Source organism: Cupriavidus sp. D39 (assembly GCF_026627925.1).
Lineage (GTDB): Bacteria > Pseudomonadota > Gammaproteobacteria > Burkholderiales > Burkholderiaceae > Cupriavidus > Cupriavidus ulmosensis.
This window is the reverse complement of record NZ_JAPNLE010000009.1, coordinates 1,200,774-1,226,089: the sequence shown is the minus strand read 5'-3', so window position 1 is coordinate 1,226,089 and position 25,316 is coordinate 1,200,774. Positions and strand designations below refer to the sequence as shown.

Annotated in this window: 19 protein-coding genes and 5 pseudogenes; 12 read left to right on the top strand and 12 right to left on the bottom strand. The window is 66.0% G+C overall.

Annotated features, from left to right (window positions below; all coding sequences use genetic code 11):
- Positions 1-14 precede the first annotated feature (14 nt).
- The 5 genes and pseudogenes from OMK73_RS17560 to OMK73_RS17540 all read right to left on the bottom strand — a co-directional run bounded on the left by OMK73_RS17560 (position 15) and on the right by OMK73_RS17540 (position 6,424).
- Positions 15-917 carry an ABC transporter permease gene (locus OMK73_RS17560; protein WP_267603161.1) on the bottom strand — a complete coding sequence of 301 codons (903 nt, stop codon included), beginning with the start codon at positions 915-917 and terminating at the stop codon, positions 15-17.
- A gap of 41 nt (positions 918-958) precedes the next feature.
- Positions 959-1,894: an ABC transporter permease gene (locus tag OMK73_RS17555; protein ID WP_267603160.1), complete on the bottom strand. Its 936-nt coding sequence runs from the start codon at positions 1,892-1,894 to the stop codon at positions 959-961.
- Between the two features lie 223 nt (positions 1,895-2,117).
- Positions 2,118-3,701 carry an ABC transporter substrate-binding protein gene (locus OMK73_RS17550; RefSeq protein WP_267603159.1) on the bottom strand — a complete coding sequence of 528 codons (1,584 nt, stop codon included), beginning with the start codon at positions 3,699-3,701 and terminating at the stop codon, positions 2,118-2,120.
- 49 nt (positions 3,702-3,750) lie between these two features.
- Positions 3,751-5,204, bottom strand: a pseudogene (locus OMK73_RS17545) (M81 family metallopeptidase).
- 53 nt (positions 5,205-5,257) lie between these two features.
- Complete coding sequence (locus OMK73_RS17540) at positions 5,258-6,424, bottom strand: NAD(P)/FAD-dependent oxidoreductase (RefSeq protein ID WP_267603158.1); 1,167 nt, start codon at positions 6,422-6,424, stop codon at positions 5,258-5,260.
- Positions 6,425-6,608: 184 nt separating this feature from the next.
- On the opposite strand from OMK73_RS17540, the gene OMK73_RS17535 reads away from it, so the two are divergent.
- Positions 6,609-7,337: a helix-turn-helix domain-containing protein gene (locus OMK73_RS17535; protein ID WP_267603156.1), complete on the top strand. Its 729-nt coding sequence runs from the start codon at positions 6,609-6,611 to the stop codon at positions 7,335-7,337.
- Between the two features lie 19 nt (positions 7,338-7,356).
- On the opposite strand, the pseudogene OMK73_RS39285 reads toward OMK73_RS17535, so the two are convergent.
- A pseudogene (locus tag OMK73_RS39285) lies at positions 7,357-8,263 on the bottom strand (Bug family tripartite tricarboxylate transporter substrate binding protein).
- 480 nt (positions 8,264-8,743) lie between these two features.
- Here OMK73_RS39285 and OMK73_RS17520 point away from each other — a divergent pair.
- The gene (locus OMK73_RS17520; RefSeq protein WP_267603151.1) at positions 8,744-9,955 is read left to right on the top strand and encodes an HD-GYP domain-containing protein; all 1,212 of its coding nucleotides are present in this window, start codon (positions 8,744-8,746) and stop codon (positions 9,953-9,955) included.
- 143 nt (positions 9,956-10,098) lie between these two features.
- Here OMK73_RS17520 and OMK73_RS17515 read toward each other — a convergent pair whose 3' ends face one another.
- Positions 10,099-11,757, bottom strand: a complete 1,659-nt coding sequence (locus OMK73_RS17515) for an acyl-CoA dehydrogenase family protein (RefSeq protein ID WP_267603149.1) — start codon at positions 11,755-11,757, stop codon at positions 10,099-10,101.
- A 109-nt stretch (positions 11,758-11,866) separates the two neighbouring features.
- On the opposite strand from OMK73_RS17515, the gene OMK73_RS17510 reads away from it, so the two are divergent.
- Positions 11,867-12,445: a TetR/AcrR family transcriptional regulator gene (locus tag OMK73_RS17510; protein ID WP_267603146.1), complete on the top strand. Its 579-nt coding sequence runs from the start codon at positions 11,867-11,869 to the stop codon at positions 12,443-12,445.
- A 534-nt stretch (positions 12,446-12,979) separates the two neighbouring features.
- On the opposite strand, the gene OMK73_RS17505 is transcribed toward OMK73_RS17510, so the two are convergent.
- The 5 genes and pseudogenes from OMK73_RS17505 to OMK73_RS17485 all read right to left on the bottom strand — a co-directional run bounded on the left by OMK73_RS17505 (position 12,980) and on the right by OMK73_RS17485 (position 16,929).
- On the bottom strand, positions 12,980-13,774 hold the full coding sequence (locus OMK73_RS17505; protein ID WP_267603145.1) for a peptidylprolyl isomerase: 795 nt from the start codon (positions 13,772-13,774) through the stop codon (positions 12,980-12,982).
- Positions 13,775-13,778: 4 nt separating this feature from the next.
- Positions 13,779-14,093, bottom strand: coding sequence for a BolA family protein (locus OMK73_RS17500; protein ID WP_267603144.1), 315 nt, complete (start codon positions 14,091-14,093; stop codon positions 13,779-13,781).
- An 89-nt stretch (positions 14,094-14,182) separates the two neighbouring features.
- Positions 14,183-14,722: a septation protein A gene (locus OMK73_RS17495; protein ID WP_267603143.1), complete on the bottom strand. Its 540-nt coding sequence runs from the start codon at positions 14,720-14,722 to the stop codon at positions 14,183-14,185.
- A gap of 70 nt (positions 14,723-14,792) precedes the next feature.
- Positions 14,793-15,239 (bottom strand): peptide-methionine (R)-S-oxide reductase MsrB, encoded by a 447-nt coding sequence (gene msrB / locus OMK73_RS17490; RefSeq protein WP_267603142.1) that lies wholly within the window; start codon positions 15,237-15,239, stop codon positions 14,793-14,795.
- A 128-nt stretch (positions 15,240-15,367) separates the two neighbouring features.
- A pseudogene (locus OMK73_RS17485) lies at positions 15,368-16,929 on the bottom strand (protein adenylyltransferase SelO).
- 395 nt (positions 16,930-17,324) lie between these two features.
- On the opposite strand from OMK73_RS17485, the gene OMK73_RS17480 reads away from it, so the two are divergent.
- From OMK73_RS17480 to OMK73_RS17440, 9 genes and pseudogenes are all read left to right on the top strand, one after another.
- On the top strand, positions 17,325-18,950 hold the full coding sequence (locus tag OMK73_RS17480) for a 3-(methylthio)propionyl-CoA ligase (protein WP_267603139.1): 1,626 nt from the start codon (positions 17,325-17,327) through the stop codon (positions 18,948-18,950).
- Between the two features lie 148 nt (positions 18,951-19,098).
- Positions 19,099-20,337: a branched-chain amino acid ABC transporter substrate-binding protein gene (locus tag OMK73_RS17475; protein ID WP_267603137.1), complete on the top strand. Its 1,239-nt coding sequence runs from the start codon at positions 19,099-19,101 to the stop codon at positions 20,335-20,337.
- A gap of 193 nt (positions 20,338-20,530) precedes the next feature.
- A complete protein-coding gene (locus tag OMK73_RS17470; RefSeq protein ID WP_267603135.1) occupies positions 20,531-21,478 on the top strand; it encodes a branched-chain amino acid ABC transporter permease in 948 nt (315 codons plus the stop codon).
- 4 nt (positions 21,479-21,482) lie between these two features.
- Positions 21,483-22,796, top strand: coding sequence for a branched-chain amino acid ABC transporter permease (locus OMK73_RS17465; protein ID WP_267603131.1), 1,314 nt, complete (start codon positions 21,483-21,485; stop codon positions 22,794-22,796).
- Positions 22,793-23,567 (top strand): annotated as a pseudogene (locus OMK73_RS17460) (ABC transporter ATP-binding protein). The gene OMK73_RS17465 and the pseudogene OMK73_RS17460 overlap by 4 nt, the downstream one beginning before the upstream one ends.
- On the top strand, positions 23,567-24,280 hold the full coding sequence (locus tag OMK73_RS17455) for an ABC transporter ATP-binding protein (RefSeq protein ID WP_267603127.1): 714 nt from the start codon (positions 23,567-23,569) through the stop codon (positions 24,278-24,280). Before OMK73_RS17460 ends, OMK73_RS17455 begins: the two are co-directional and overlap by 1 nt.
- Positions 24,281-24,342: 62 nt before the next feature.
- Entirely contained in the window at positions 24,343-24,585 is a 243-nt protein-coding gene (locus OMK73_RS17450; RefSeq protein WP_267603126.1) for a hypothetical protein, read from the top strand.
- A gap of 42 nt (positions 24,586-24,627) precedes the next feature.
- Positions 24,628-24,879 carry a type II toxin-antitoxin system Phd/YefM family antitoxin gene (locus OMK73_RS17445; RefSeq protein ID WP_267603124.1) on the top strand — a complete coding sequence of 84 codons (252 nt, stop codon included), beginning with the start codon at positions 24,628-24,630 and terminating at the stop codon, positions 24,877-24,879.
- Positions 24,876-25,302: pseudogene (locus tag OMK73_RS17440) on the top strand (type II toxin-antitoxin system VapC family toxin). Before OMK73_RS17445 ends, OMK73_RS17440 begins: the two are co-directional and overlap by 4 nt.
- Positions 25,303-25,316 lie beyond the last annotated feature (14 nt).

The window sequence follows — 25,316 nt, the reverse complement described above, 5'->3', positions numbered from 1 at the left end:
ATGGGCTCCCGGGTTCAGAGTTGCCGCGCCAGGCGCGGATCAAGCGCATCGCGCAAGCCGTCGCCGAGCAGGTTGATCGCCAGCACCGTCGCGGCCAGCAGGATGCCGGGGTAAAGGATGATGTGGAACGCCACGGCCACGAAGTTGCGGCCCTCGGCCATCATGTTGCCCCAGCTTGGTGTTTGCCCCGGGACGCCTACCCCGAGGAAGGACAGCGCCGCTTCCGTCAGCACGGCGGCGGCGGCCACGAAGGTGGCTTGCACGATTAGCGGCGCCACCATATTGGGTACCACATGGCGCGCCAGGATCACCGGCAGGCGGGTGCCCACCGCATGTGCCGCCTCGACGTAGAGCTGCTCGCGCAGCGCGAGCGCCAGCGAGCGCACCAGCCGCACCACGCGCGGGACTTCGGGGATGGTGATGGCGACGATCACCGCGGTCAGGCTGGCCTGCGTGACGGCCATCAGCGCGATCGCCAGCAGGATGCCGGGGATGGCCATCAAGCCGTCCATCACGCGCATCACGAAGGAATCGGCCCAGCGCACGAAGCCCGCGGCGAGGCCGAGCAGCACGCCGAACACGGTCGCGAGCAGGCCGACCGACAGGCCGACGACCATCGAGACGCGCCCGCCCCAGACCGCGCGGCTGAACACATCGCGGCCGAGCGCATCGGTGCCGAACCAGTGCTCGGCCGAAGGCGGCTGCATGCGTGCCAGCGGATCAATACCCTGGGGGTCGAAGGTGGCGATCCAGGGTGCGCCGATGGAGAGCACGGCAATCGCGGCCAGCAACAGCGCGCCGACGATCAGCGTGGGGTGCTTGCGCGCCCAGTGCCAGCGCGGCAGCACGAAGGGGGCGTCCTCCGGCACCGCCGCGCTAGGGGCGGCGCCATCGGTCACGGGCAGGGAGGTGGACATGGCGGCAGGTCTCGCGGCAAGGATGGGGTTGGCACAGGATGTCAGTACTTGATGCGCGGATCGAACAGGCGGTAGCTCAGGTCGATCATCAGGTTGATCAGCACGTAGACACCGGCCGAGATCAACAGCACGCTCTGGATCACCGGATAGTCGTGGCGCTGCACCGAGTCGACCACCAGGCGGCCAATGCCCGGGATGGCGAACACGGTCTCGGTGACGACCACGCCGCCGATCAGCAGCGCGATGCCCATGCCGATCGTGGTGGCGATCGGGATCGCGGCGTTGCGCAGCGCATGGCCCAGCACCGGCAGCACGCCCAGGCCCTTGGCGCGCGCAGTGCGGATGTAGTCCTCGTGCAGCACCTCAAGCACGGTGGCGCGTGTCATGCGGGTCACCAGCGCGATATAGACCAGGGCCAGGTTGACGCAGGGCAGGACCAGGCTGCGCAGCCACTCGCCGGGGCCATCGGCAAAGCGCGCATAGCCCTGCACCGGGAACCACGGCAGCTGGATGGCGAAGGCATAGACCAGCAGGTAGCCCACCAGGAACACCGGCAGCGAAAACGCCAGTACCGCGAACAGCATCACCAGCCGGTCGATCCAGCTGCCGGCGCGGTAGGCCGCGAGCGTGCCCAGCGGCACCGCCACCAGCAAGGTGAGCAGCATGGTCAGTGCGGCGATGGAGGCCGTGGGCTCCAGCCGCTGCGCCAGCAACCGGGCCACCGGCACCTGGGTGAAGATAGAGGTGCCGAGATCGCCGGTCGCGAGCCGGCCGAGCCACAACACGAACTGCCGCCACAGCGGCAGGTCCAGGCCCAGCGCGCCGCGCAGTTTGGCGATGTCATCGACTGTGGCAAGGTCGCCCGCGATCAGCGCGGCCGGGTCGCCCGGCGACAAGTGGATCAGCAGGAACACCACGATGGCTACCACCGCCATCACGGGTAGCGTCGCGGCCAGGCGTCGGAGCAGGTAGCTCATGGTCGTTCGTGTCTCCTCGGTTGATCGTGCTCGTCCATATTTGTGGCCATTCGGACTTTCGTGTGCGTCCTCCATCCGAGCGAGAGCGACATGATGCAATGCGCTGGTTTGCTCCCTCTCCCGCTGCGCGGGAGAGGAGCCACACCTGCGCGAGATTGCATGCGAGCTCTTGCTACGCCTGCGCCGGCTTCGCCCGGCGACCCACACGAAAGTCCGATGCCCCTTATTTGTCGAGCATCCACACCGTGGGCATGCCGGCCCACAGCTTGTCGACGCCCTTGAGGCCGGCGCGCGCCGCGAAGGCCGCCGAGTACTGGCCGGCATTCACATAGGGCACGGCCTCATAGGCGCGTTTCTGGAAGGCATCGAGCAATTCCTTGCGCCTGGCCGGCACGGTCTCGCGGATCCAGGCGGTGCGCAGTTCGTCGAGCGGCTTGTCGCAGGGCCAGCCGGGCAGGCTGTTGCCGCAGGCGGCGCTGAGGTAGGCGTTGGTGATCGGCGAATTCGAATCGAACTCGCCCGCCACCGTCACGTACATGTTCCAGCCGCCGGCCTCGGGCGCATCGCGCTTGGCACGGCGCGCGCCGATGGAGGCCCAGTCCATGTTCTGCATGTCCACGTTCATGCCCATGCTGCGCATGGTCTGCGCCGCCATCAGGGCCTCGGCGTTGAGCTGAGGCACGTCGGTCGGCACCAGCACCACCACCTTCTCGCCCTTGTAGCCGGCCGCGCCCAGCAACTGCTTGGCGCGCGCCAGGTCGGCCTTGCGGTACGGCTCGGCGCCGGCCGTCGTATCGTTGGGGCCGCCGCAGATGAAATAGGTGGCGCAGTAGTTCATGCGCATGTCGAGCGGATACCCCATGGCCGCGGTGAAGCGTTCCTGGCTCACCGCTTGCAGGAAGGCCTGGCGCACCTTCGGATTATTGAAGGGCGGATGCAACTGGTTCATCACCAGCACGCCCTGGTAGGCGCCGCCCGAGCCGATCTTGATGCTGGTGTCGGCTCGCAACGGGGCGATGTAGTCCGGAGGCACCTGTTCGACCAGGTCGACCTCGCCGCGCTTGAGCGCCGCGATGGCGCTGTTGGCGTCCGGCAGGTAGAGCCATTCGACGCGGTCGAACTGGCTCTTCTTGCTGCCGGCAAGACCGCTCGCCGGTTCGCTGCGCGCCACGTAGTTCGGGTTGCGCACGAAGACCGCCTTGTTGCCCGGCACCCATTCGTCGCGCTTGAAGACGAAGGGGCCGGAACCCATTACCTCGGGCAGAGGCGAGGTGGCCGGCATCTTGGCCAGCCGCTCCGGCAGGATCACCGGCGGAAAGCCCGATGGCTTGGCCAGCGCATCGAGCACCATGCCGAAGGGCTCCTTGAGCGTGAGCGTGAAATTGCGCGCGTCGGCCGCCTTCCACTCGGCACCGGCGTCGCCCATGGCGCGGCCCAGGCTGTCGCGCGCCCCCCAGCGCTGCAACGAGGCGACGGCGTCGGCCGAGGTGACCGGGCTGCCGTCCGAGAATTTGAGGCCGGGACGCAGGGTGAAGCTCCACTGCTTGCCGTCCCTGGAACTGCTGTACTTCTCCACCATCTGCGGTTGCGGCTTGCCGCTCGCGTCCTGCGCGAACGGCGTGTCGTACACCATGTAGCCGAAGTTGCGCGTGATGTAGGCGGTGGTGAAGGTCGGGTCGAGGATCTTCAGGTCGGCATGGGCCACGACCTTGAGGGTCTTGGTCTGCGCCAGCGCGGGAAGGCTGGCGCCCGCCAGGGCGAGGACGCTCGCCGCGAGGGCGGCGAACAGGGGACGATTCAGTGTCATCTGCGGGTCTCCGTTGTCGTTGTTGTCGTTGCCAACAGGCAGGGGGCGCTCAGGCCGCGGCGCCGTCGAGCGGCCACTTGGGCCGGCGCACCTTGCGGTAGGGCAGGGTCGTGAGGTCGAGCGTCACGGCGCCGGGGGCGCCAGCGTAGATCACGTGCTTCGCCACCTTCGAGAAGGAGGCGTAGAAATGCTGCGACGACTTGAGCACGATGATCTTCTTGCGCGCAAGGTCGCAGCCCAGTTGCGTGAAGAGGTCCGTGCCCATCGCCTGGTTGCGCAGCGTGATCAGCACGATGTCGATGCCATTGGCTTGCACCAGCGCGCAATCGCCCATCTGCACCGGCGTGTTCGACAGGCCGGTCATCACCATGTCGGGCAGCAGCGCCTTGACGGTGCAGTCCAGGTCCAGCGGATCGCCGGAGAGGGGCTGATCTTGCCGCCGATGCGCATTGCCAGGCGCTCGCCCACGCCCGCGTCGAAGGCGATGCGCACCGCGATCGGGTCCCACAGTGGACCAACGGCGGCGTTGTCGATGCCGCGCTCGATCATGCGGCGCAGGATAAAGGTGGAGTCGCTCGCCGCGCCGCCCCCGGGATTGTCGGCGCCGTCTGCCAGTACCACCGGGCCGCCGTTGAAGTCCAGGGCCTCGTCGAGCGAAGTGTCGATGTCCGGATAGCGCACCGTGAGCGCCTCGCGCATGCCGATCAGTTCGTCGGCCAGCTGGCGGGCCAGCGCATCGGCCTGGGCCTGGTTGCCATCGGTGTAGACCAGTACCTTGGTGCCCATCCCGGGCACGTCTCCCCACGAGAAGCCATGCGCGATGGAGACTGACAGCACGCCGTCCCGGCCTTCCAGCGACTGGATGCGGTCCACGAAGCCGCGTGCTGGCTCGCGCGAGGTATGAACGGTGACGATCATCTCGCAGTCGACCACGGCAGCCACGGGGCGGACCTTGCCTTGCACCTTGGCCGCGCACAGGTCGACCAGTTCCAGGGCGCGCTCCAGCACGTCGGTGTGCGGGTATTCCTTGAAGGCGATCAGCACGTCGGCGTGCTCGACCATCTCCGGCGTCAGGTGGCTGTGCGGATCAAGTTCCGCGCCGATCACCACCTCGGGCCCGACGATGGCGCGCACGCGCTGCAGCAGGTCGCCTTCGCAGTCATCGTAGCCATCGGCCACCATCGCGCCGTGCAGGCCGAGCAGCACCATGTCCACGGGCAGCGCCGCGCGCAGGTCGGCCAGCAGTTCCTCGCGCAGGGTTTCGTAGGCATGGCGCGTGGTCGTGCCGCTGGGCTGCGCGCCGGCCACCACGCCTTCGCACAACTGCCAGCCGCGTTCCTTGCCGCGCAGCCGGGCGGCCCACAATGGGCCCGAGAAGAACGTCATCTGGTCGGGATGCTGGCCGGCCGGGAAGTAGCCGCGGTCCTTGAAGGACGAGAGGCCGGTGGGCATCGGCCCGAAGGTATTGGTTTCGGTGGCGAGGGAGGCACTGAAGACACGCACGGTGATGAGCTCCTGGTCTGTTAGCCGATTGGCGGTTGGGGGGCAGACGCGATTCAGGTCGATGCAGCCAGGCGGCGCAGCCGCGCGGGCCCCAGCATTTCAGCGGTCAGGCCGAACGACGCGGGATGCGCGGGCACCGGCAGGCCGCGCGCCAGCGCGGCGCAGGTCTCGCCCATGGCGGCCGAGGTCTGGATGCCGTAGCCGCCCTGGGCAGCGACCCAGAAAAAGCCGGGCGCCGCGTCGTCGAAGCCGCCCACGAGGTCGCCGTCGGCGACGAAGGAGCGCAGCCCGGCCCAGGTGCGGATGGGGCGGCGGATCGAGAGCGCGGTGGCTTCCTCGATGCGATGGATCGCCAGCGCGATATCCATCTCTTCGGGCTGGATGTCCTGCGGCTCGACCGGATCGGCGTTGGCCGGCGAACCCAGCAACATGCCGGCGTCGGGCTTGAAGTACCAGTCCTCGCCGGCGCCGAAGACCATTGGCCAGCCGCTCGTGTCGACGTCCGCGGGCGGCGCGAAGATAAAGGCCGAGCGGCGGCGGGGCTCGATCCCCAGCGGCTGCACGCCGGCCAGCCGGGCAATCACGTCGACCCAGGCGCCGGCGGCATTGAGCAGCACCGGGGCTTCGTACGCCGCTCCGCCGGCCTCAACGCGCCAGTGGTCTTGCACTCGTGCAATGGCTGCGACTTCGGCATCGCACACCAGCTTGCCGCCGGCCTGGCGCATGCCGCGCAGGTAGCCCTGGTGGATGGCGTGCACGTCCATGTCGGCGGCGTCGGGCTCGTACACGGCGCCCAGCACCTGTTCCGCCCGCAGCACGGGCACGCGCTCGCAGGCTTCCTCGGTGCTCAGCAGGCGCGCATCGGGCGCGATGGCGCGCAGTACCTCCCAGTGCGCTTCGAGCAGGGGCAACTGCCCAGGGCCGGCGATCATGAGCGCGCCGCGCGGCGTCAGCAGCGGATGCGTGGCAAAGCCCGGCGGCGGATCTTGCAGGAAGGCGCGGCTTGCCATCGTCAGCGCGCGTACCTGCGTGGTGCCGTAGCTTTCCATGAACAGCGCCGCCGAGCGGCCGGTCGAGTGGTAGCCGGGCTGCGCTTCGCGCTCGAGCACGATGACGCGGCCATGCGGTGCCAGCCAGTGCGCGACGGACGCACCGGCAATGCCGCCCCCGATGATGAGGAAGTCAGCTGAAATCGGCGGAGTGGCGTGATTTGTGCGCATGGATGTCGGGGAGGCTGAGCGCCCTGACCGGGTGCTCGTGCTTTGGAATGCGAGTGAGTGTATTCAAGAATTTGCGAATATGCAAATTGCGGATACGCAAATTTTGCACTAAAGTGAGCAGCATGGGATGTACCCGGCTGCGCCGTCTGATAGCATCCGCTCCAACGGAAAAAAGGACGCAGGCTTGAAAACACACATCGCCCAGGAGCGCGGCAGCGACGGCAGCGACGAGTCGCGCACGCTCGACCGCGAGACCTTTGGCAAGCGTCTGCGCAGTGCGCGCAAAGCCTTTGGCTGGACGCTGGCGCATCTCGCCGAACTGTCAGGCGTCTCGATCACCACCATCTCGCGCGCGGAGCGCGGGCAGCTGGCATTGGGCTACGAGAATTTTGCCGCGCTGGGCAAGGCGCTGCAGATGGACATGGGCTCGATGTTCGCGGGCGCCGGCGCGAAGACGGCGCCGTTCCAGGGGCCCGTCGTGACGCGGGCCGGCGAGGGCGTGACCTACCGGGGCGTGGCGTTTTCCTATGAATTCCTCGGCACCGAGGCGGTGGGAAAGCAGATGATTCCGGTGGTCAGCACCGTGCACGCGCGCCGCATCTCGGGGCCCGAGGATTTCGCGCGCCATCCCGGCGAGGAGTTCGTGTACGTACTCTCCGGCGAGATCGAGGTGCATTTCGACGGCGGCGAGCGGGTGCAGCTGGCGCGCGGCGATTCGCTGTACTTCGATGCCCGCATGGGCCACGCCTACATCAGCCTGAGCCGCCAACTCGCCCGGATCGTCGGCGTGATGACCAGCGAAAGCCGCTTCATGAAGTCCGCCCAGGCCGGGGAGACGCAGGCCGCGCCGCAACCTGCCGCCAGTCGGGCACATGGGAAAGCCGCTGCCGGCAAGGGCCAGCGTAAGGGTTGAAGGGCGACTCGCGCCAACGTCAGTCCAATGTCATCCCGGCCGCCTTGATAAAGTTCCCATAGCGCGCCCGATCCGCATCCTGCCGCTCGGCAAACGCCTGGATCGAAAGCGGCGCCACGGCACCGCCCATGCGATTGACGCTGTCCTGCAGCACGTTCGCGGCCACTGCCTGGTTGATCTCCTTGTTCATTCTCTCGACAACGGCGCGTGGCGTCCCGGCCGGCGCATAGACGCCGAACGTGGAATCGCCATTCACGCCCGGCAGCCCGGCTTCGGCCAGCGTGGGCACGTCGGGATACTGGGCAGCGCGCTTGCCGCTGGCCACGGCCAGCAGCCGCAATTTGCCGGCGGCCACGTGCTGCAGGCCGGGACCGGGATCAAACATGAACTGAACCTGGCCGGAGAGCAGGTCGCTCAGCGCGGGCGAGCTTGCCGGCCCGCTTGAACATCTCGGCGGCGATATGCGGGGTGCTGCCGTTTCCGGCCGAGCCAAAGCTGAGCTTGCCGGGATTTGCGCGCAGATAGCTGACGAACTCGGCGAGCGTCCTGGCCGGCACCGACGGGTGGACCAGCAGGAACACCCGCACCAAGGCCACCGAGGCCACCGGCGTCAGATCCTTCTGCGGGTCGTAAGGCATCTTGCTGTACAGGAAGGGGTCGATGGCAATGGCGCCGCCCGAGGTCAGCAGGAAGGTGTAGCCATCGGCGGGCGATTTGGCGACCACGTCGGCGCCCATGATGCCGTTGGCGCCGGGGCGGTTATCCACCACCACGGGCCGCTTGAGCGCTGCCGTCAGCCCGGGGGTGAGGCCGCGCGCCAATGTGTCGGCGGCGCCGCCGGCCGGGAAGTTGACCACCAGCCGGATCGGTTTGTCCGGCCAGGCCTGCGCTGCGCTGGGCTGCGAGAAGACAGGCAACGCTAGCATCAGGCCGATGGCGCGGGCGGCACGCCAGTAAGCTGGATGACGCCGCAGGGCGGGGCGGGTCGCTCGGAACATGGTGGTCTCCTGTTAAGCCAGGTTCGGCCTCGCCGCGTGGACGGGCCAGATTTTGTGTGGTTTGCCGCGGGGTTCGTCGCAAACAGGGTGCGTCGATGCACAAGTATCCCGGCTAAGCGCTTACTTGAGAATTGCCGATTCTGGGCAAAGCCATAACCAAGCTGCATGCCTGCATGCCTGCGGGCCTGCCGGCGGTGCGTTCCCGACTGGGCGCGAACTGCTCCGCCAGGGAGGCCGAGCGGCCGCGGCGTCTGCGTGTACGACGAGAATCCGGCTTGTTGCGAATATCCACATGCGCCGCCGCCTCGAGGACGCCACGCGCACCAGAGCCTGCGCCAACCCTAAAGTAATCCGCATCCTTGCCGTTAAGCGACCACGCCTTATTCAATCTGTACGCGAGGAGCTGGCATGCTGAAACGGATCAAGACCCAACAGCTTCAAGTCGGGATGTTCGTGGCCAGGGTGGGGGGGCCATGGCTGGAGCATCCTTTCTGGCGCTCCCGGTTCCTGGTGAACAGCCGGGAACAGATCGACCAGATGATCGCCTCCAAGGTCGAGGAGGTCTGGATCGACCTGCTCAAGGGCAAGGGCGTGCCGCCGCCCGTGCAGCCGGCGGCAACGGGATCCTTGAACGTGAAGCCCGTCGCCGACGAGCCGGCCGGCGCCGTGCCGCAGTCGGGCGTACCGCTGGAGGTGGAGTTCGGGCTGGCGCGGGAAGTCATGAAGAGCGGCAAGGCGGTGGTCGGCTCGATGTTCACCGATGCCCGCATGGGCCGGGCGCTGGAGGTGGAGGGCGCGCTGATGCTGGTCGATTCCGTCTCGAATTCGCTCACGCGCCATTCGCAGGCCCTGATCGCACTGGCACGGCTCAAGGTGCGGGACGACTACACCTACCTGCATTCCTTCGCGGTCTGCGCGCTGATGATCGCGCTTGGACGCACGCTCGGCCTGGACCGGGGCGAGTTGCAGCAACTCGGCCTGGCGGGCCTGGTGCACGATATCGGCAAGATTTCCGTGCCCACGCACGTGCTGCACAAGCAGGGCGAGATGACCGCCGCCGAGGTGGCGATGGTGCAGCGGCATCCTTCGGTGGGCTACCGCATCCTCAACGAGGCCAAGCTCTACAGCAATATTCCCCTCGACGTCTGCATGCATCACCACGAGCGCATCGACGGGCGCGGCTACCCGTTTGGCCTGCACGGCAACGAGATCAGCGTGCATGCCAAGATCGCCGCGGTGTGCGACACCTATGACTCGCTGACCTCCAACCGGCCCGGGCACCAGGCGTGGACGCCAGCGCGGGCGCTGGAGTACATGGCGGTGCGGGTGGATACGCTGTTCGACCGTACCGTGTTCCAGGCCTTTACCCGGTCCATCGGCATCTATCCGCTGGGCACGGTGCTGCGCTTGCGCTCCGGACGGCTGGCGGTGGTCTTCGCGCAAAACGACAACGAGCCGCTGCGCCCGCTGGTCAAGGTGTTCTATTCGGTGAGCGAGGCTGCGCACCTTGGCCCGGAGACACTGGACCTGAGCGCGGCGCAAGATACCATCGTGGGCTTCGAAGACCCGGCACAGTGGGGCTTTCGCGACGAGCAGCTATTGGAACTCTGCGCGGCCTGAGGGCCGTTATCAGGTACCGGAGCCGTCGCGCCTGCCGTCGGCCCGGCCCGCACGCAGCAGATACCAGGTGCAAGGCTTGTCTCCTCGTGCCGCCTGGAGGCGGCTTTGTCGTGTTTTTGTCGTGTCTTGCCGCCCTGGCAGGGTCAGGCGGCCCAGGCCATCTCCAGGATGCGTGCGGCATCGCCACCGCCCGCGCTGATGCCCATCACTGCGCCCCATTCGGGGTCGAAGCGGCTGGCCAGGAAAGCCTGCGCGGTAGCCGGTTCGCCATGTTGCAGCATCAGGCAGGCCTGGGCGGTCAGCACCAGCCGCGTGGTGGTGCGGCGCGCCTCTGCCTGCTGTTCGTCTTCGGGCAGGCGCAGCGCCGCACGCAGCGCGGCCACGCTGGCCTGGATGCGCGGCTCGCCCGCGCCCACCGTGCTCATCTGGTCCAGCACGCGCAGGTAGTCGTCCGGGTTGCGGCCGATGGCGCGCAGCACGTCCAGGCACATCACGTTGCCGGAGCCTTCCCAGATCGAGTTGACCGGGACTTCGCGGAACAGCCGGCCCATGGGGCCATCCTCCACATAGCCGTTGCCGCCGAAGACTTCCATGGCCTCGCCGGTCATCTCCACCGCGCGCTTGCAGATCCAGAACTTGGACGCGGGCGTGAGGATGCGGCGCCATGCCAGGCGGGCGGGGTCGTCGGTAGCTTCGAAGGCGGTGGCCAGGTCCATGGCCAGCAGCATGGCGGCCTCGGCCTCCAGCGCCATGTCGGCCAGCAGCCTGATCATCAGCGGCTGGCGGATCAGCGGCTTGCCGAAGGCGCTGCGGTGGCGCGCGTAGTGCAGGGCCTGCACCAGCGCCTGGCGCAGGAAGCCGGCGCTGGACAGCGAGCAGTTGAGCCGGCTGTACGTGGCCATCTCCAGGATGGTGGGAATGCCGCGGCCTTCCTCGCCCACCATGATGCCCCAGGCATCGCGGAACTCGACCTCGCTGCTGGAGTTGGAGCGGTTGCCTACCTTGTCCTTCAGACGCTGGATCTCGATGGGGTTCTTGCTGCCGTCGGGGCGCCAGCGCGGCACGAAGAAGCAGGAGGAGCCGGCATCGGTATTGGCCAGCACCAGGTGGGCATCCGACATCGGCGAGGAGAAGAACCACTTGTGGCCGGTGATCACGTACTCGGCGCCGCGCCCTTCGCCGCGGCTGGCCACCGCGCGGGTAGTGTTGGCGCGCACGTCCGATCCGCCTTGCTTCTCCGTCATGCCCATGCCCACGTTGATCGAACCCTTTTGCTCGATAGGGATGTCGCGTGGGTCATAGGCCTGGGTCAGCAGCTTGTCGCCGAACTGCGCGAACAGCCCGGGCTCCTTGCGCAGCACCGGGATGCAGGCCTGGGTCATGTTGGTGGGGCACAGCGAGCCGGACTCGATCTGGCTGTGCATATACAGCGAGGCCGCATACGAGGCCCATGCCGAGGGGCGCGTATCGGCGAAGGGCAGGTTGGCGAGCCCGCTGCGGCGCGCAATGGCCATCATCTCGTGCCAGCCGGGATGGAAACGCACCTGGTCGATGCGTTCGCCGATGCGCGAATGCGTGTGCAACTCGGGGTGGTAGCGGTTGGCGTCTTCGGCGTGGCGGATGGTTTGCTCGGCGCCGAGCACCGCGCCCTGGCGCTTGAGCTCCGCCTCGTTCCAGCCTGCACCGGCGCGCGCAACGGCGCGGCGGATGGCGGGGTCGCTGGTGTAGAGGTTGTAGTCCTTAAGCTCGGGAACCTGGTTGGTGATGACGTGGGTGGCGTGGGTAGCTTGGGTAGCGTTCATGACGGGCTGTCTCCTTGGGCCGGGCTGGCTGGCCTTGCCGCCACCCGTTAGATTCGAAGGGCCATTCTAGATAGAATGGCCAGCCTTCATGTTCGGCTTTCGGAGCACGATGAACCCACAGCAAAAAGGCCCGGCAAAGCCGCGCCGCAGGCCAGTGCAGTCGCGCTCGTGGCAGACGTCGCTGGCCATCCAGGAGGCCCTTGTTCGGCTTTTGGCCGGGCAGGACTATGCGCAGGTGACGATCCGCGCCATCGTTGACCTGGCCGGGGTGGGGCTGGGAACGTTTTACGAGTACTTCGGCAGCAAGGAAGAGCTGGCGCAGGTGTGCCTGCACCTGCGCGCCAAACGCATCGTGCTGGCGATGGATGCGCGTCTCGCGCAGTGCCGGGGCGAATCGATGGCGGCCATCGTGGACGCGCTGATTGCCGTCAACGTGGAGCACCACCGCGAGACGCCGGAGCGGTGGGGCCCGATCTACCTGCTGGAGCGGCATTACTCGGGGCGCGGGGCTTACCAGAAGATGTATGCGCGGTTCGTCGCGTTGTGGAGCCGGGCGCTGCTAAGCGCGGCCGACGCGCCGCAGGCCGCGGTGGTCGAGGAGGCCTCGGTGACGCTGCAGGCCATCGTCTATGGCCTGATCTCGCATGCTTGTATCGATGAGGGGAGGGGATCGATTTCTCGCGGCTGATGCGGCAACTGCGGGGCGCAGCGCATGGATACCTGCGAACGCTTGGCGGAACAGGCCAAAGCCGCGCGCCATGACGACGGCTGTTTCTCCCTCTCCCCTCAGGGGAGAGGGCCGGGGAGAGGGGTGGCTTAGCTAGGTGCCACTTGAAGCGAAGCCCGTGGTGTTGTCCAGCACGACAAGCGTAACGAGCGCCCGCCCTCTCCCTCGGCCCCTCTCCCACAAGTGGGAGAGGGGAGCAAACCAGCGGCATTGAACGGAGCCGACGGATAGGCCAAAGCCGCGCGCTATGACGACGGCTGTTTCTCCCTCTCCCCTCAGGGGGAGAGGGCCGGGGAGAGGGGTGGCTTAGCTAGGAGCCACTTGAAGCGAAGCCCGTGGTGTTGTCCAGCACGACAGCGTAACGAGCGCCCGCCCTCTCCCCCGGCCCCTTTCCCACAAGTGGGCGAGGGGAGCAAACCAGCGGTATCCCGCTCGCGCAAATGAAAACCGGCGCCATCGGCGCCGGTTTTCCCGTCACGGCAAGCCTGAATCCACTTACTGGATCTTGGCCTTGTCCTTGAGCGACTTCATCATTGCCTGGAACTGCTCGCGCTGCCAGTTCTGGTCGCCCATCAGCATCTGCACCAGCTGCGGCTTGACTTCCTCGAACGTCGGGATCTTGGCGTCGCGCGTGTCGTCGAGCTGGATGATGTGCCAGCCGAACTGGGTCTTGACCGGGGTCTCGGTCATCTGGCCCTTCTTCAGAGCGGTCATGGCGGCCGAGAATTCCGGCACGTAGCTGCTGCTGTTGGCCCAGTCGAGGTCGCCGCCGTTGGCTGCGGAGCCCGGGTCCTTGGACGAGGCCTTGGCCAGGTCTTCGAACTTGGCGCCAGCCTTGATCTTGGCGATGATGGCGCGCGCGTCGGCTTCCTTCTCGACCAGGATGTGGCGGGCGTGGTATTCCTTGCCGCTGCCGAACTGGGACTTGATCTTGTCGTACTGCTTGCGCAGTTCGTCGTCGCTGGCGCCGTGGGTCTTGACGTAGTCTTCGAACACGGCACCGGCCAGCACGTTCAGCTTGGCTTGTTCCAGTTGTTCCTGCAGGTCGTCGCGCTGGGTCAGGCCGCGCTTGTTGGCTTCCTGCAGCAGCAGCTCACGGTCGATCAGCATGGTGCGGGCACGGTCGCGCAGTTCCGCGCTGGGAGGCTGTCCGGTGCCGGCTACGAGCTTGTCCAGCTTGGCCGAGGGGATCGCCTTGCCATTCACGACGGCGGCGTTCTGGGCGAGGGCGGGCAAGCTGCCAGCGGCAAGCACAGCCGCCAGGCTGAACGAGAGGACTGTGGTCTTCATGGAATCAGATCTGAGAGTTGCTCGAGGAATCGCGGGAGGTTTCGCGGGATTCAAGTTCTTGGTCAGTCAGCGCGGTCACCGCCAACGCGTGGATTTGCGTGGGGAATAGATCGCGCAGCGCATCATACACCATGCGATGGCGGGCTACCCGGGTGCTGCCGGCAAATTGCGCGCTGACGATGGTGACGTGGTAATGCCCGCCACCGGACGCGGCGCCGGCATGGCCGGCGTGCAGCGCACTGTCGTCGCGTACCTCGACGCTGGAGGGGGTGAGGGCTGCGCGCAGCAGGGCTTCGATTTGTGCGGGTTCGGCGGCCATTGGCTGAGGTGCGTGTCCTGGTGGGGTCCGGCAGGGGCCGGAGCGATCAATCTTGGGGAGGCGCGGCGGGCATGGCCCGCCGGGACGCTTTACTCGGTGGTGTTTTCCTGCATGTGGCGGGACAGCCAGACGCTTTGCGCCAGGATGAACACCAGCATCAGGCCCATGCTGCCGAACAGCTTGAAGTTGACCCAGGCGTCGGTGGAGAACTGGTAGGCCACGTAGAGGTTGACCACGCCCATCACGGCGAAGAAAGCGGCCCAGGCAGCGTTGAGCTTGCCCCAGGCGGCTTCCGGCATGGTGACCTGCTTGCCCAGCATGGCGCGGATCAGGTTCTTGCGCCAGATCAGTGCCGACAGCGTCAGCGTGGCGGCGAAGAGCCAGTACAGCACGGTGGGCTTCCACTTGATGAAGGTCTCGTTGTGCAGCAGCAGCGTGGCGCCGCCAAACACGGAGATGATCACCAGGCTGACCCACTGCATCGGCTCGACCTTGCGGTGGCGCAGCCAGACCCAGCCGATCTGCACGACCGTGGCGGCGATCGCCACTCCGGTGGCGGCATAGATGCCCGCGAACTTGAAGGCGACGAAGAACAGGATGACCGGAAACAGGTCGAACAGGAATTTCATGCGGACAGGATAGAGCGACGCGAGGTCGAGGGCTGGGTTGGCGGCGAACCGCCGCGCGGGCGGTTCGGGCTTAGCGCGGCGTGTCGGGCGATGTCGGCGCGGCGTCACCCGCATTGAGGTCGGCGGGGTCGCGCTCGTCGAATTTTAGCGCAGCCGAGTTGATGCAGTAGCGCAAACCGGTGGGCGCGGGGCCATCTTCGAAAACGTGGCCAAGATGGCTGCCGCATTCCTTGCAGCGGACTTCCACCCGGACCATGCCGTGCGTGCGGTCGGTGTGCTCGTCGATCACCTCGCCGTTGATCGGGCGGAAGTAGCTCGGCCAGCCGCAACCGGCGTCGAACTTGGTGCTGGCTTCGAACAGCGGCGTGCCGCAGCCGACACAGCGGTAGGTGCCGCGCTCCCAGTGATCCCAGTAGCGGCCGGTGAAGGGCCGCTCGGTGGCGGCTTCGCGGGCAACGCGGTACTCGATGTCGGAGAGTTGCTCGCGCCACTCGGCTTCGGTCTTGTGCGTGGTCATATTCGGCTTTCCTTTCTCGTTGGCCGGGAGACTCGGCAGGCGCACAGCTTGTTGCGCAGCCCGCTTTTCGTCACCCAGGGCCAGTTGGTCGTATCTGCCCTGTCAAACCTTACATTGCCGCTGCGCCTTCATGACGAGCAGCTCACTTCCAGCCCGGCTGCCCAGTCCGGCGGCAGCGCGGCATAGCTTTCGGCCTCCGGCTGCTCGTCGAACGGGCGCGACAGCACGGCCAGCAGGCGGTCCACTTCGCTGAAGTCGTTCTCGCGCGCACGCTGGATGGCGGTCTCGGCCAGGTGGTTGCGCAGCACGTACTTGGGGTTGACCGCCAGCATGGCCACGGTGCGCGCGGCGTCGACAGAGTTCTCTGCACGCAGGCGGGCGCGGTAGCCTTCGGCCCAGGCGTCCCACGCCGCGCGGTCCAGGAACAGGTCGCGCACCGGGGCATCCTGGCTGCCATCGGCAGAGGAGATGCGGGCGAGGTTGCGCCAAAACAAGGTGTAGTCCACGCGCTGGGCGTGCAGCAGCTGGAACAGGTCGGTCAGCAGCGGCTCGTCGTCGGCGTCGGGGCCGCCCGTCGGGCGCAGGCCTAGCTTGTCCCGGTATTGCTGGAAGAAGGCCGCGGCATAGCGCTCGCGGAACGGATCCAGCGCGGCGCGCGCGGCTTGCACCGCGGCGTCGGTAGCCGCTTTGTTGGCTTCGGCGTCGGCGTTGCCATCGCCCTCGCGCCACAGCGGCATCAGCGCCTGGGCCAGGCAGTGCAGGTTCCAGAACGCAACCTGCGGCTGCTGGCTGTAGGCGTAGCGGCCTTGCGAATCGGAATGGTTGCAGATGTGGTTGGCGTCGAATGCATCGAGGAAGCCAAAGGGGCCATAGTCGATGGTCAGGCCTAGGATCGACATGTTGTCGGTGTTCATCACGCCATGGCAGAAGCCCACGGCCTGCCACTTGGCCATCAGGTCGGCGGTGCGCAGCGAGACTTCACGCAGCAGCGCCTGGTAGGGCTCTTTGTCCTCGCGGCACTCGGGCATGAAGCGGTCGATTACAAAATCCGCCAGCTGGCGCAGCGCGCCGATGTCCTCGCGGGCCGCGAAATGCTCGAAATGGCCGAAGCGGATAAAGGACGGCGCCAGGCGCGTCACCACGGAGGCGGTCTCGAGGGTTTCGCGGCGCACCGGGGCGTCGGACCCGATGATGCACATGGCGCGGGTGGTGGGCACGCCCAGCGCTTGCATCGCCTCGGAGCACAGGTATTCGCGGATCGAGGAGCGCAGCACGGCGCGGCCATCGGCCATGCGCGAGTAGGGCGTCATGCCGGCGCCCTTGAGTTGGATTTCCCAGGGGCCGGAGGCGGTGCGCGCCTCGGCCAGCCGGATCGCCCGGCCGTCGCCCAACTGGCCTGCCCAGACCCCGAACTGATGGCCCGAGTACACGTTGGCGAGGGGTCGGCCCACTCGGGCACGTGATTTCCTGCAAAAGTTTCGATGAAGCTACGCTGCGTTGCGGCATCCGCATCCCAGCCGAGCAAACCGGCGGCGGAGGCCGACACGCTGACCAGCCTGGGGGAGGGTAGCGGCGTCGGCGCGAGCCGTGTAAAGAAGCGCGGGCCCAACTCTGCAAAGCCCGGCACGCTCGTGAACGGCGGCCGCGGCTCGGCAGCGTCCAGCGGGGCGGGGACGGCGGCCTCAGGCAAGGCTTGGGGAAGGTTGGTTAGCTCGGGAGAATTCACAGGGGCATCACTTTGGGTAGCTGGGCGGTGCAGCGCCGGCTCGTCGAATTTCCCGCAAGTGCGCTTGCAGGCTAGGGAAAACGACATGTTGAGGTGCAACATGGCAGGCGTTATTGTACTTCCACGCCGTCACTCGCATCTCTGACCGCTGTTGTCACCGCAATGTTTCCAGACTGAACTTGAATCCTGCCCCCAGCGCACCGGCATGGGGCAGATGTGCAGCCATCCGGCATGCCGGATATGGCGGCGCACAACGGATTCCCGTTGACGCTTCATCAAAGTATGGGAACAATCGGCCCAAAAATAGAACGGTTGTTCGTTTTTTTGACGGATTCCGAGAAATCACAGGAGACTATTCCATGGCATTGATGGGTCAAATGATGAGCGAACCCCTGCTCATTTCCTCCATCATCAAGCACGCCGCACGCCACTATGGCGGCACGGAAATCGTCTCGCGACGGACCGAAGGCGATCTGCACCGTTATACCTACCGCGACTGCGAGCTGCGCTCGCGCAAGCTGGCCCAGGCCATCGCCGCGCTGGGCGTGCAGTCGGGCGACCGTGTCGGCACGCTGGCCTGGAATGGCTATCGTCACCTGGAGATCTACTACGGCGTATCGGGCTCGGGAGCGGTATGCCATACCGTCAACCCGCGCCTGTTCCCCGAGCAGGTCGCCTACATCATCAACCACGCCGAAGACCAGTACGTGTTCTTCGATGCCACCTTCCTGCCGCTGGTGGAAGGCGTGGCGGCGCATTGCCCGGGCGTGAAGGGCTGGGTGATGATGAGCGACCGCTCGCACATGCCGGTCAACGCCAAGGTTGCGCTGCTGTGCTACGAGGACCTGATCGACGCGCAGGACGGCAACTACACGTGGCCGCAGTTCGACGAGAACACGGCTTCCAGCCTGTGCTACACCTCCGGCACCACCGGCAATCCCAAGGGCGCGCTGTATTCGCATCGCTCCACCGTGCTGCATTCCTACGCATCGGCGCTGCCGGACGCGCTGGGCTGCTCGGCCCGTGACGTGATCCTGCCCGTGGTGCCGATGTTCCACGTCAATGCCTGGGGCCTGCCGTACTCGGTGCCGCTGGTGGGCGCCAAGCTGGTGCTGCCGGGCGCCAAGCTCGACGGCGCCTCGGTCTACGAACTGTTCGAGCAGGAGAAGGTGACCTTCTCGGCCGGCGTGCCCACCGTATGGCTGGGCCTGCTGCAGTATGTGCAGGCCAACAATCTCAAGTTCTCCACCTTCCATCGCACCGTGATCGGTGGCTCGGCCGCGCCGCCCGCCATGATCCGCGCGCTCAAGGCGCTCGGCGTGGAGACCATCCACGCCTGGGGCATGACGGAGATGTCCCCGCTGGGCACCTCCTGCAAGCTGCTGGCGCGCCACAACGACCTGCCGGAAGACGAGCAGCAGAAGATCCAGGAAAAGCAGGGCCGCGTGATCTACGGCGTGGACATGAAGATCGTCGACGGCGACGACAACGAGCTGCCCTGGGATGGCAAGGCGTTTGGCGACCTGCATGTGCGCGGTCCCTGGGTGATCGAGCACTACTACCGCAACGACGCGTCGCCGCTGGTGGATGGCTGGTTCCCCACGGGCGACGTGGCCACCATCGACCCCGACGGCTATATGCAGATCACCGATCGCAGCAAGGACGTGATCAAGTCCGGCGGCGAGTGGATCTCCTCGATCGATATCGAGAACGTCGCGGCCGCCCACCCGGCGGTGCACATGGCGGCCTGCATTTCCTGCTATCACCCCAAGTGGGACGAGCGCCCGCTGCTGGTCGTGATGAAGAAGCCGGGGGCCGAGGTGACGCGCGAGGAACTGCTGAAGTACTTCGAAGGCAAGGTCGCCAAATGGTGGATCCCCGACGACGTCGTCTTTGTCACCGAGATTCCGCTCACCGCGACCGGCAAGATGCAGAAACTCAAGCTGCGCGAGCAGTTCAAGGACTACCGCCTGCCGGCGGCCTGACCCCAAGGCGGCCATAGAGCCGCCAATGCTTGCCGGCCTTCGATGCCGGCGATTGCAGGACAGGTTCGCGGCGCGCGAGGTCGTGGGAGAGAGCGCCGCCGCGAACCGGGATCAACAACAGCCAACAATAAAACCGAAGGAGACAAGCATGATCAGATTGCGTCCGCTCGTGGCCGCCACGGCCATTTTCGCGGCAATGGGTTCCGGGGTCGCGGCTGCCGATACGGTGAAGATTGCCTTTATCGACCCGCTGTCCGGGCTGATGGCGCCGGTGGGGCAGAACCAGCTCAAGAGCTGGCAGTATGTGGCGGACATCGCCAACCAGAAGAACTGGGGCGGTGGCAACAAGTTTGAAGTGGTTGGCTTCGACAACAAGCTCTCGCCACAGGAAAGCCTGACCATCCTCAAGCAGGCGGTGGACCAGGGCATCCGCTATATCGTGCAAGGCAACGGCTCCTCCGTGGGCATGGCGCTGGAAGACGCGGTGGCCAAGCACAATGAGCGCAATCCGGGCAAGGAGATCGTCTACCTGAACTACGCCGCGGTGGACCCGGACATGACCAACAGCAAGTGCAACTATTGGCATTTCCGGCTCGACGCCAACTCCGACATGAAGATGGAAGCCCTGACCACCTTCCTGGCCAAGGATCCCAACGTCAAGAAGGTTTACCTGATCAACCAGAACTACTCGTTCGGCCACCAGGTGGCGCGCGCCGCCAAGGAATACCTCAAGCGCAAGCGTCCGGACATCCAGATCGTCGGCGAAGACCTGCATCCGCTGGCACAGGTCAAGGACTTTGCCCCGTATGCGGCCAAGATCAAGGCCTCCGGCGCAGATACCGTCATCACCGGTAACTGGGGCAGCGACCTCGCGCTGCTGATCAAGGCCGGCAAGGACGCGGGCCTGAGCACCAACTACTACACCTACTACGCCGCCACCACTGGCGTGCCCACCGCCATGGGGCCGTCGGAAGCCGGGCATGTCAAGTACGTCGGCTACTACAACCCCAACAACAAGGGCTTCAAGGGCGGTGACGTCATCGAAGGCTTCAAGAAGAAGTACAACGACGACTTCTACGTGATGGCCGCGTACACCGGCATCTCCATGCTGGGCAAGGCGTTCACGGACATCAAGTCGACGGATCCGGTCAAGGTGGCCAAGGCGCTCGAAGGCATCAAGGCCGAAAGCCTGAATGGCACGGTGGAGATGCGCGGCTCGGATCACCAGGCCCAGCAATCGCTGGTGGTGGCCACCTGGACCAAGGTTGATGGCAAGGAGGTCAAGTTCGACCAGGAAAACACCGGCTTTGGCTGGAAGACCGATGCGCTGATGGACCAGTACGTGGCAGCGCAGCCGACTTCCTGCCAGATGAAGCGCCCGGGCTAAGCCTGCGCGCTTGGCGGGCGGCGCGTCGGGTTCCGGCGCGCCGCCCGATCCTGCATACTTCGGTCGGCCCGGGGCAGCGCTTGCGGCCCCGGGTGGGTGGCGCACACCCGTTTGCACCCGCGTGCAACCGTTTCCAGACCGGCCGACTGCCGGCAGCCAAGTGGCTGGCCGGCGTCAGAATGAAGGATATGTTGTGGAATTCTTCGTCATTTCCCTGTTGAATGGCATCAGCTACGGGCTGCTGTTGTTCATGCTCTCTTCCGGGCTTACATTGATTTTCAGCATGATGGGCGTGCTGAACTTCGCGCACGCAAGCTTCTACATGCTGGGCGCGTACTTTGCCTACACCATCGCCAGCAAGATCGGCTTCTGGCCCGCGCTGATCTTCGCGCCGCTGCTGGTGGCCGGCGCCGGGGCGCTGGTCGAGCGCTTCGGATTGCGCACCGTGCACAAGTTCGGGCATGTGGCCGAGTTGCTGTTCACCTTTGGCCTGGCCTACCTGATCGAGGAAGGCGTGAAGCTGGTATGGGGCCTGGCCGCCGTACCCTACCGCATCCCGGCCGAACTGGACGGGCCGCTGTTTACCGTATTCACCTCGTCGTTCCCCAAGTACCGCGCCTTCATGATGCTGGTGTCGCTGGCCATGCTGGTGGCGATCTACCTGGTGCTCACCCGCACCCGCATCGGGCTGGTGATCCAGGCGGCGCTGACGTATCCCGAGATGGTCGAAGCGCTTGGCCACAATGTGCCGCGCGTGTTCATGATGGTCTTTGGCGGTGGCGCTGCGCTGGCGGGGCTGGCCGGCGTGATCGGCGGCAATGCCTTTATTACCGAGCCGTCGATGGCGGCAGCGGTGGGGTCGATCATCTTCGTGGTGGCGGTGGTGGGCGGCATGGGGTCTTTAGTGGGGGCCTTCATCGCCTCGCTGCTGATCGGCGTGCTGCAAACCTTTGCCGTCACGCTCGACGCCTCGCTGGCTGGCTTGCTGGGCTCAATCGGCCTGCAGATTACCGACAGCACGCCGCTGTCTTCGCTATGGAAGCTCACGGTGGCGCAGGTTGCCCCGGTACTGCCGTATTTGTTGCTGGTGGTGATGCTGATTTTCCGCCCGCGTGGTCTGATGGGTACCCGGGAGGGCTGACAGCATGGAGACGACAATGCAACAACGCCGCGAGGCGGTCGTGACGGGCCGCACCATGCGCTACCGCCCGATGAACCTGGCACGCTGGGCGGTCTGGGGCCTGACCGCCGCCCTGATGCTGGTGATGCCGCTGTTTTTCACCGGCGGCTTCGCCATCACGCTGATGTCGCAGATGGGCATCATGATTATCTTCGCGCTGTCCTACAACATGCTGCTCGGGCAGACCGGCATGCTGTCGTTCGGCCATGCGGTGTACGCGGGCCTGGGCGCCTTCATCGCCATCCACGTGCTCAATATGGTCGGCGCGGGCAAGGTATGGCTGCCGGTCTCGCTGCTGCCGGTGGTTGGCGGCCTGGCCGGCGCCTTCTTCGGTGTGCTGTTCGGCTACGTCACCACCAAGAAGTCCGGCACCACCTTCGCCATGATCACCATGGGCATCGGGGAAATGGTATTTGCCAGCTCGCTGATGTTCCCGGATTTCTTCGGCGGCGAGGGCGGCATCTCCACCAACCGCATGGTGGGAGACCCCGTGTTCGGCATCACCTACGGCCCCGGCCGCCAGGTGTATTACCTGATCGCGGTGTGGTGCCTGCTGTCCATGGCGGCCATGTACGCCTGGACCCAGACGCCGCTTGGGCGCATCGCCAACGCGGTGCGCGACAACCCGGAGCGGGTGGAATTCATCGGCTACAACACGCAGCGCGTGCGCTACCTGGTGCTGATCCTGTCGGCGTTCTTCGCCGGCATCTCGGGGGCGCTGTCGGCCATCAATTTCGAGATCGTGTCGGCCGAGAACGTCAGTGCGGTGCGCTCCGGAGGGGTGCTGCTGGCGGCCTTCATCGGCGGTGCGGGCGTGTTCTTCGGCCCGGTGATCGGCGCCGTGGTCTTCATCCTGTTCGCAGTGGCACTGTCGGACCTGACCAAGGCCTGGCTGCTGTACCTTGGCCTGTTCTTTGTGCTGATGGTCATGTTCGTGCCCGGCGGCATCGCCAGCCTGCTGATGATGCAGGTGCCGCTGCTCGCGCGCGGCAAGCTGCGCCGCATGCTGCCCGACTACGGCATCGCTGCGGCCGCCGGGCTGGTGCTGCTGGCGGCGGTGATCCTCACCGTGGAACTGGTCTACAAGGTGCAGGTGGATAGCGCCAACGGCACCGAGATGTCGTTGCTGCGCATCGGCTTCGACGCCGGCACCGTGGCACCGTGGCTGGTGGCGGCAGCGTTGTGGGTGGCTGGCCTGCTGGCTTGCCGCGCTGCCCGCACGCGGGTACGCGCCACGTGGGACAAGGTACAGGCCGAAATGGCGGGAGGCACGGCATGAGCGCCGCACTGGAACTGAACGACGTACGCAAGAAATTCGGCCAGACCGAGATCATCCGGGGCGTCAACCTGACCATCCCCAAGGGTGAGCGGCATGCGCTGATCGGCCCCAACGGCGCCGGCAAGTCGACCACCTTCAACCTGATCTCTGGCCGCTTTGCGCCCAGCTCGGGCACGGTCAAGCTCAATGGCCAGCAGATCGGCGGGCTGCAGCCCTTCGTGATCAACCGCATGGGGCTGTCGCGCAGCTTCCAGATCACCAATATCTTTCACCGCCTGTCGGTGTTCGAGAACCTGCGCTGCGCGGTGCTCTGGTCATTGGGCTACAAGTATTCGTTCTGGCATCGTCTCTCGGAGCTGCGCGACGCGCGCGAGCGGGCTGACGAAGTGCTGGAACTGATCGGCCTGCAGCACCGCCGCAACACCCAGGCCAGCCTGCTGACCTATGCGGAGCAGCGCGCGCTGGAGATCGGCATCACCATTGCCGGCGGCGCCGAGGTGATCCTGCTGGACGAGCCCACGGCCGGCATGAGCCGTTCTGAGTCCGATCATGCGGTGGAGCTTGATCCGTCGCGTCACCGTGGGCAAGACCCTGGTGATGGTGGAGCACGATATGAGCGTGGTGTTCGGGCTGGCCGACCGTATCTCGGTGCTGGTCTACGGCGAGGTCATCGCCACCGACACGCCCGAAGCCATCCGCGCCAACCGCAAGGTCAAGGAAGCCTACCTGGGCACGACCCTGGACGATCCTGCTACTGAGGGAGCGCACTGATGGGCAAGCGCATGCTGGACGTGCAGGGCCTGCACGCCTACTACGGCAAGAGCCATATCCTCCACGGCGTCGATGCGCATATCGGCGAAGGCGAGATCGTCGCGCTGCTGGGCCGCAACGGGGTGGGGCGCTCGACCATGGCCAAGGCCATCCTCGGCATGGTCAAGGCTGAGGGCTCGGTGCGCTTTCGCGACGAGGAGATCCTCGGGCGGCGCACCTTCGAGATCGCCCATCTGGGCGTGGGCTACGTGCCGGAGAACCGGGATATCTTCCCTACGCTCACGGTGCGCCAGAACCTGCAACTTGGCGAGAAGCGCAATCCGCGCCAGTCCAAGCCCCGCTGGACGGTGCAGGACATGTACAACATGTTCCCGCGCCTGAAGGAGCGTGAGAACACCGCCGCCGGCGTGCTCTCCGGCGGCGAGCAGCAGATGCTCACGCTGTGCCGCACCCTGATGGGCGACCCCGACCTGGTGCTGATCGACGAGCCTACCGAAGGGCTGGCCCCGATGATCGTCACGCTGGTGGGCGATTACCTGAAAGTCCTGAAGGAGCGTGGCGTGTCGGTGTTGCTGATCGAGCAGAAGCTGGCCATCGCGCTGGATATTTCCCAGCGGGTCTATGTGATGGGGCACGGGCATATCGTGTTCGAAGGCACGCCGGGGGATCTGAAGGCCAATGCTGCCATTCGCAAGGAATGGCTGGAGGTGTAGGGCAGGTGGCAGGGGCTGGGCGGTGATACCGTCCATGTCCTGTCCTGCAGGCGGTATCACCGGTGTGCAAGGCACCGGGTTTTTCTCCCTCCGGGCTGACGGGGCTTGGCGCGTTTGAGGTGCCGGCGCTCTATAAGGGCGTGATGCATGGCGCCATGGTGAAACTGGCTATGGACTTTGCTCTTCGCGAGGGCAGCGCATCGACCCCCATGACCCGAGCCATCGTGCCCCGTATTCTTTTCCGTGTAGACGGCGCCGCGCGCCTGGTCGATGGGCCCGATGTTGCGACCTCTCCTGATTTGTAGTAACGTACCTACATTATCGGGATGTGTACTGGAGGTGCCGCCATGACCATCACTACCTTATCCAGCCGGGAACTCAATCAAGACGTCACCCGCGCTAAAAAAGCGACCCGCGACGGTCCGGTCTTCATTACCGATCGCGGCAAGCCTGCGCATGTGCTGTTGAGTTTCGAGGATTACCAAAAGCTCACGCAGCAGCGCCGCAACATCGCCGACGCGCTCGCCATGCCTGGCGTCGAAGACATCGAGTTCGATCCGCCTCGCGCTAATCTCGGATCGCGGCCGGCCAACCTATGATGTACATCCTCGACACCAATGTGGTTTCCGAGCTGCGCAAGGTGCGCTCGGGCAAAGCCGATGCCAACGTGACGGCTTGGACACAGACGGTGGATGCCGGCTCGCTGTTTCTGTCAGTCGTGACCGTCTTGGAGCTTGGAGGCTGGTGTCTTGCAGGTCGAGCGCCGGGATGCCAGTCAGGGTGCTTTGTTGCGGACATGGCTGGACCATCACGTGATGCCCGAGTTCGCCAATCGCGTCTTGCCGATTGATACCGCGATCGCCCAACGTTGTGCCCGATTGCATGTGCCCGACCGGCGCGCCGAACGGGATGCGCTGATCGCCGCCACGGCCTTGGTACACGGGATGACCGTCGTCACACGCAACGAGGCTGATTTCGTTCCGTGCGGCGTGAGTCTGTTCAACCCGTGGAACGCGCAATAGCTGCGTGACGCAAG

Excerpts from the sequence above, each read along its gene's own strand:
- OMK73_RS17510 (WP_267603146.1), top strand. The coding sequence starts at position 11,867 with ATGAACCCACAGCAAAAAGGCCCGGCAAAGCCGCGCCGCAGGCCAGTG.
- OMK73_RS17555 (WP_267603160.1), bottom strand. The coding sequence starts at position 1,894 with ATGAGCTACCTGCTCCGACGCCTGGCCGCGACGCTACCCGTGATGGCG.
- OMK73_RS17465 (WP_267603131.1), top strand. The coding sequence starts at position 21,483 with ATGGAGACGACAATGCAACAACGCCGCGAGGCGGTCGTGACGGGCCGC.
- OMK73_RS17500 (WP_267603144.1), bottom strand. The coding sequence starts at position 14,093 with ATGGCCGCCGAACCCGCACAAATCGAAGCCCTGCTGCGCGCAGCCCTC.
- OMK73_RS17495 (WP_267603143.1), bottom strand. The coding sequence starts at position 14,722 with ATGAAATTCCTGTTCGACCTGTTTCCGGTCATCCTGTTCTTCGTCGCC.
- OMK73_RS17560 (WP_267603161.1), bottom strand. The coding sequence starts at position 917 with ATGTCCACCTCCCTGCCCGTGACCGATGGCGCCGCCCCTAGCGCGGCG.
- OMK73_RS17475 (WP_267603137.1), top strand. The coding sequence starts at position 19,099 with ATGATCAGATTGCGTCCGCTCGTGGCCGCCACGGCCATTTTCGCGGCA.
- OMK73_RS17455 (WP_267603127.1), top strand. The coding sequence starts at position 23,567 with ATGGGCAAGCGCATGCTGGACGTGCAGGGCCTGCACGCCTACTACGGC.
- OMK73_RS17480 (WP_267603139.1), top strand. The coding sequence starts at position 17,325 with ATGGCATTGATGGGTCAAATGATGAGCGAACCCCTGCTCATTTCCTCC.
- OMK73_RS17550 (WP_267603159.1), bottom strand. The coding sequence starts at position 3,701 with ATGACACTGAATCGTCCCCTGTTCGCCGCCCTCGCGGCGAGCGTCCTC.
- OMK73_RS17445 (WP_267603124.1), top strand. The coding sequence starts at position 24,628 with ATGACCATCACTACCTTATCCAGCCGGGAACTCAATCAAGACGTCACC.
- OMK73_RS17515 (WP_267603149.1), bottom strand. The coding sequence starts at position 11,757 with ATGAACGCTACCCAAGCTACCCACGCCACCCACGTCATCACCAACCAG.
- OMK73_RS17520 (WP_267603151.1), top strand. The coding sequence starts at position 8,744 with ATGCTGAAACGGATCAAGACCCAACAGCTTCAAGTCGGGATGTTCGTG.
- OMK73_RS17505 (WP_267603145.1), bottom strand. The coding sequence starts at position 13,774 with ATGAAGACCACAGTCCTCTCGTTCAGCCTGGCGGCTGTGCTTGCCGCT.
- msrB (WP_267603142.1), bottom strand. The coding sequence starts at position 15,239 with ATGACCACGCACAAGACCGAAGCCGAGTGGCGCGAGCAACTCTCCGAC.
- OMK73_RS17540 (WP_267603158.1), bottom strand. The coding sequence starts at position 6,424 with ATGCGCACAAATCACGCCACTCCGCCGATTTCAGCTGACTTCCTCATC.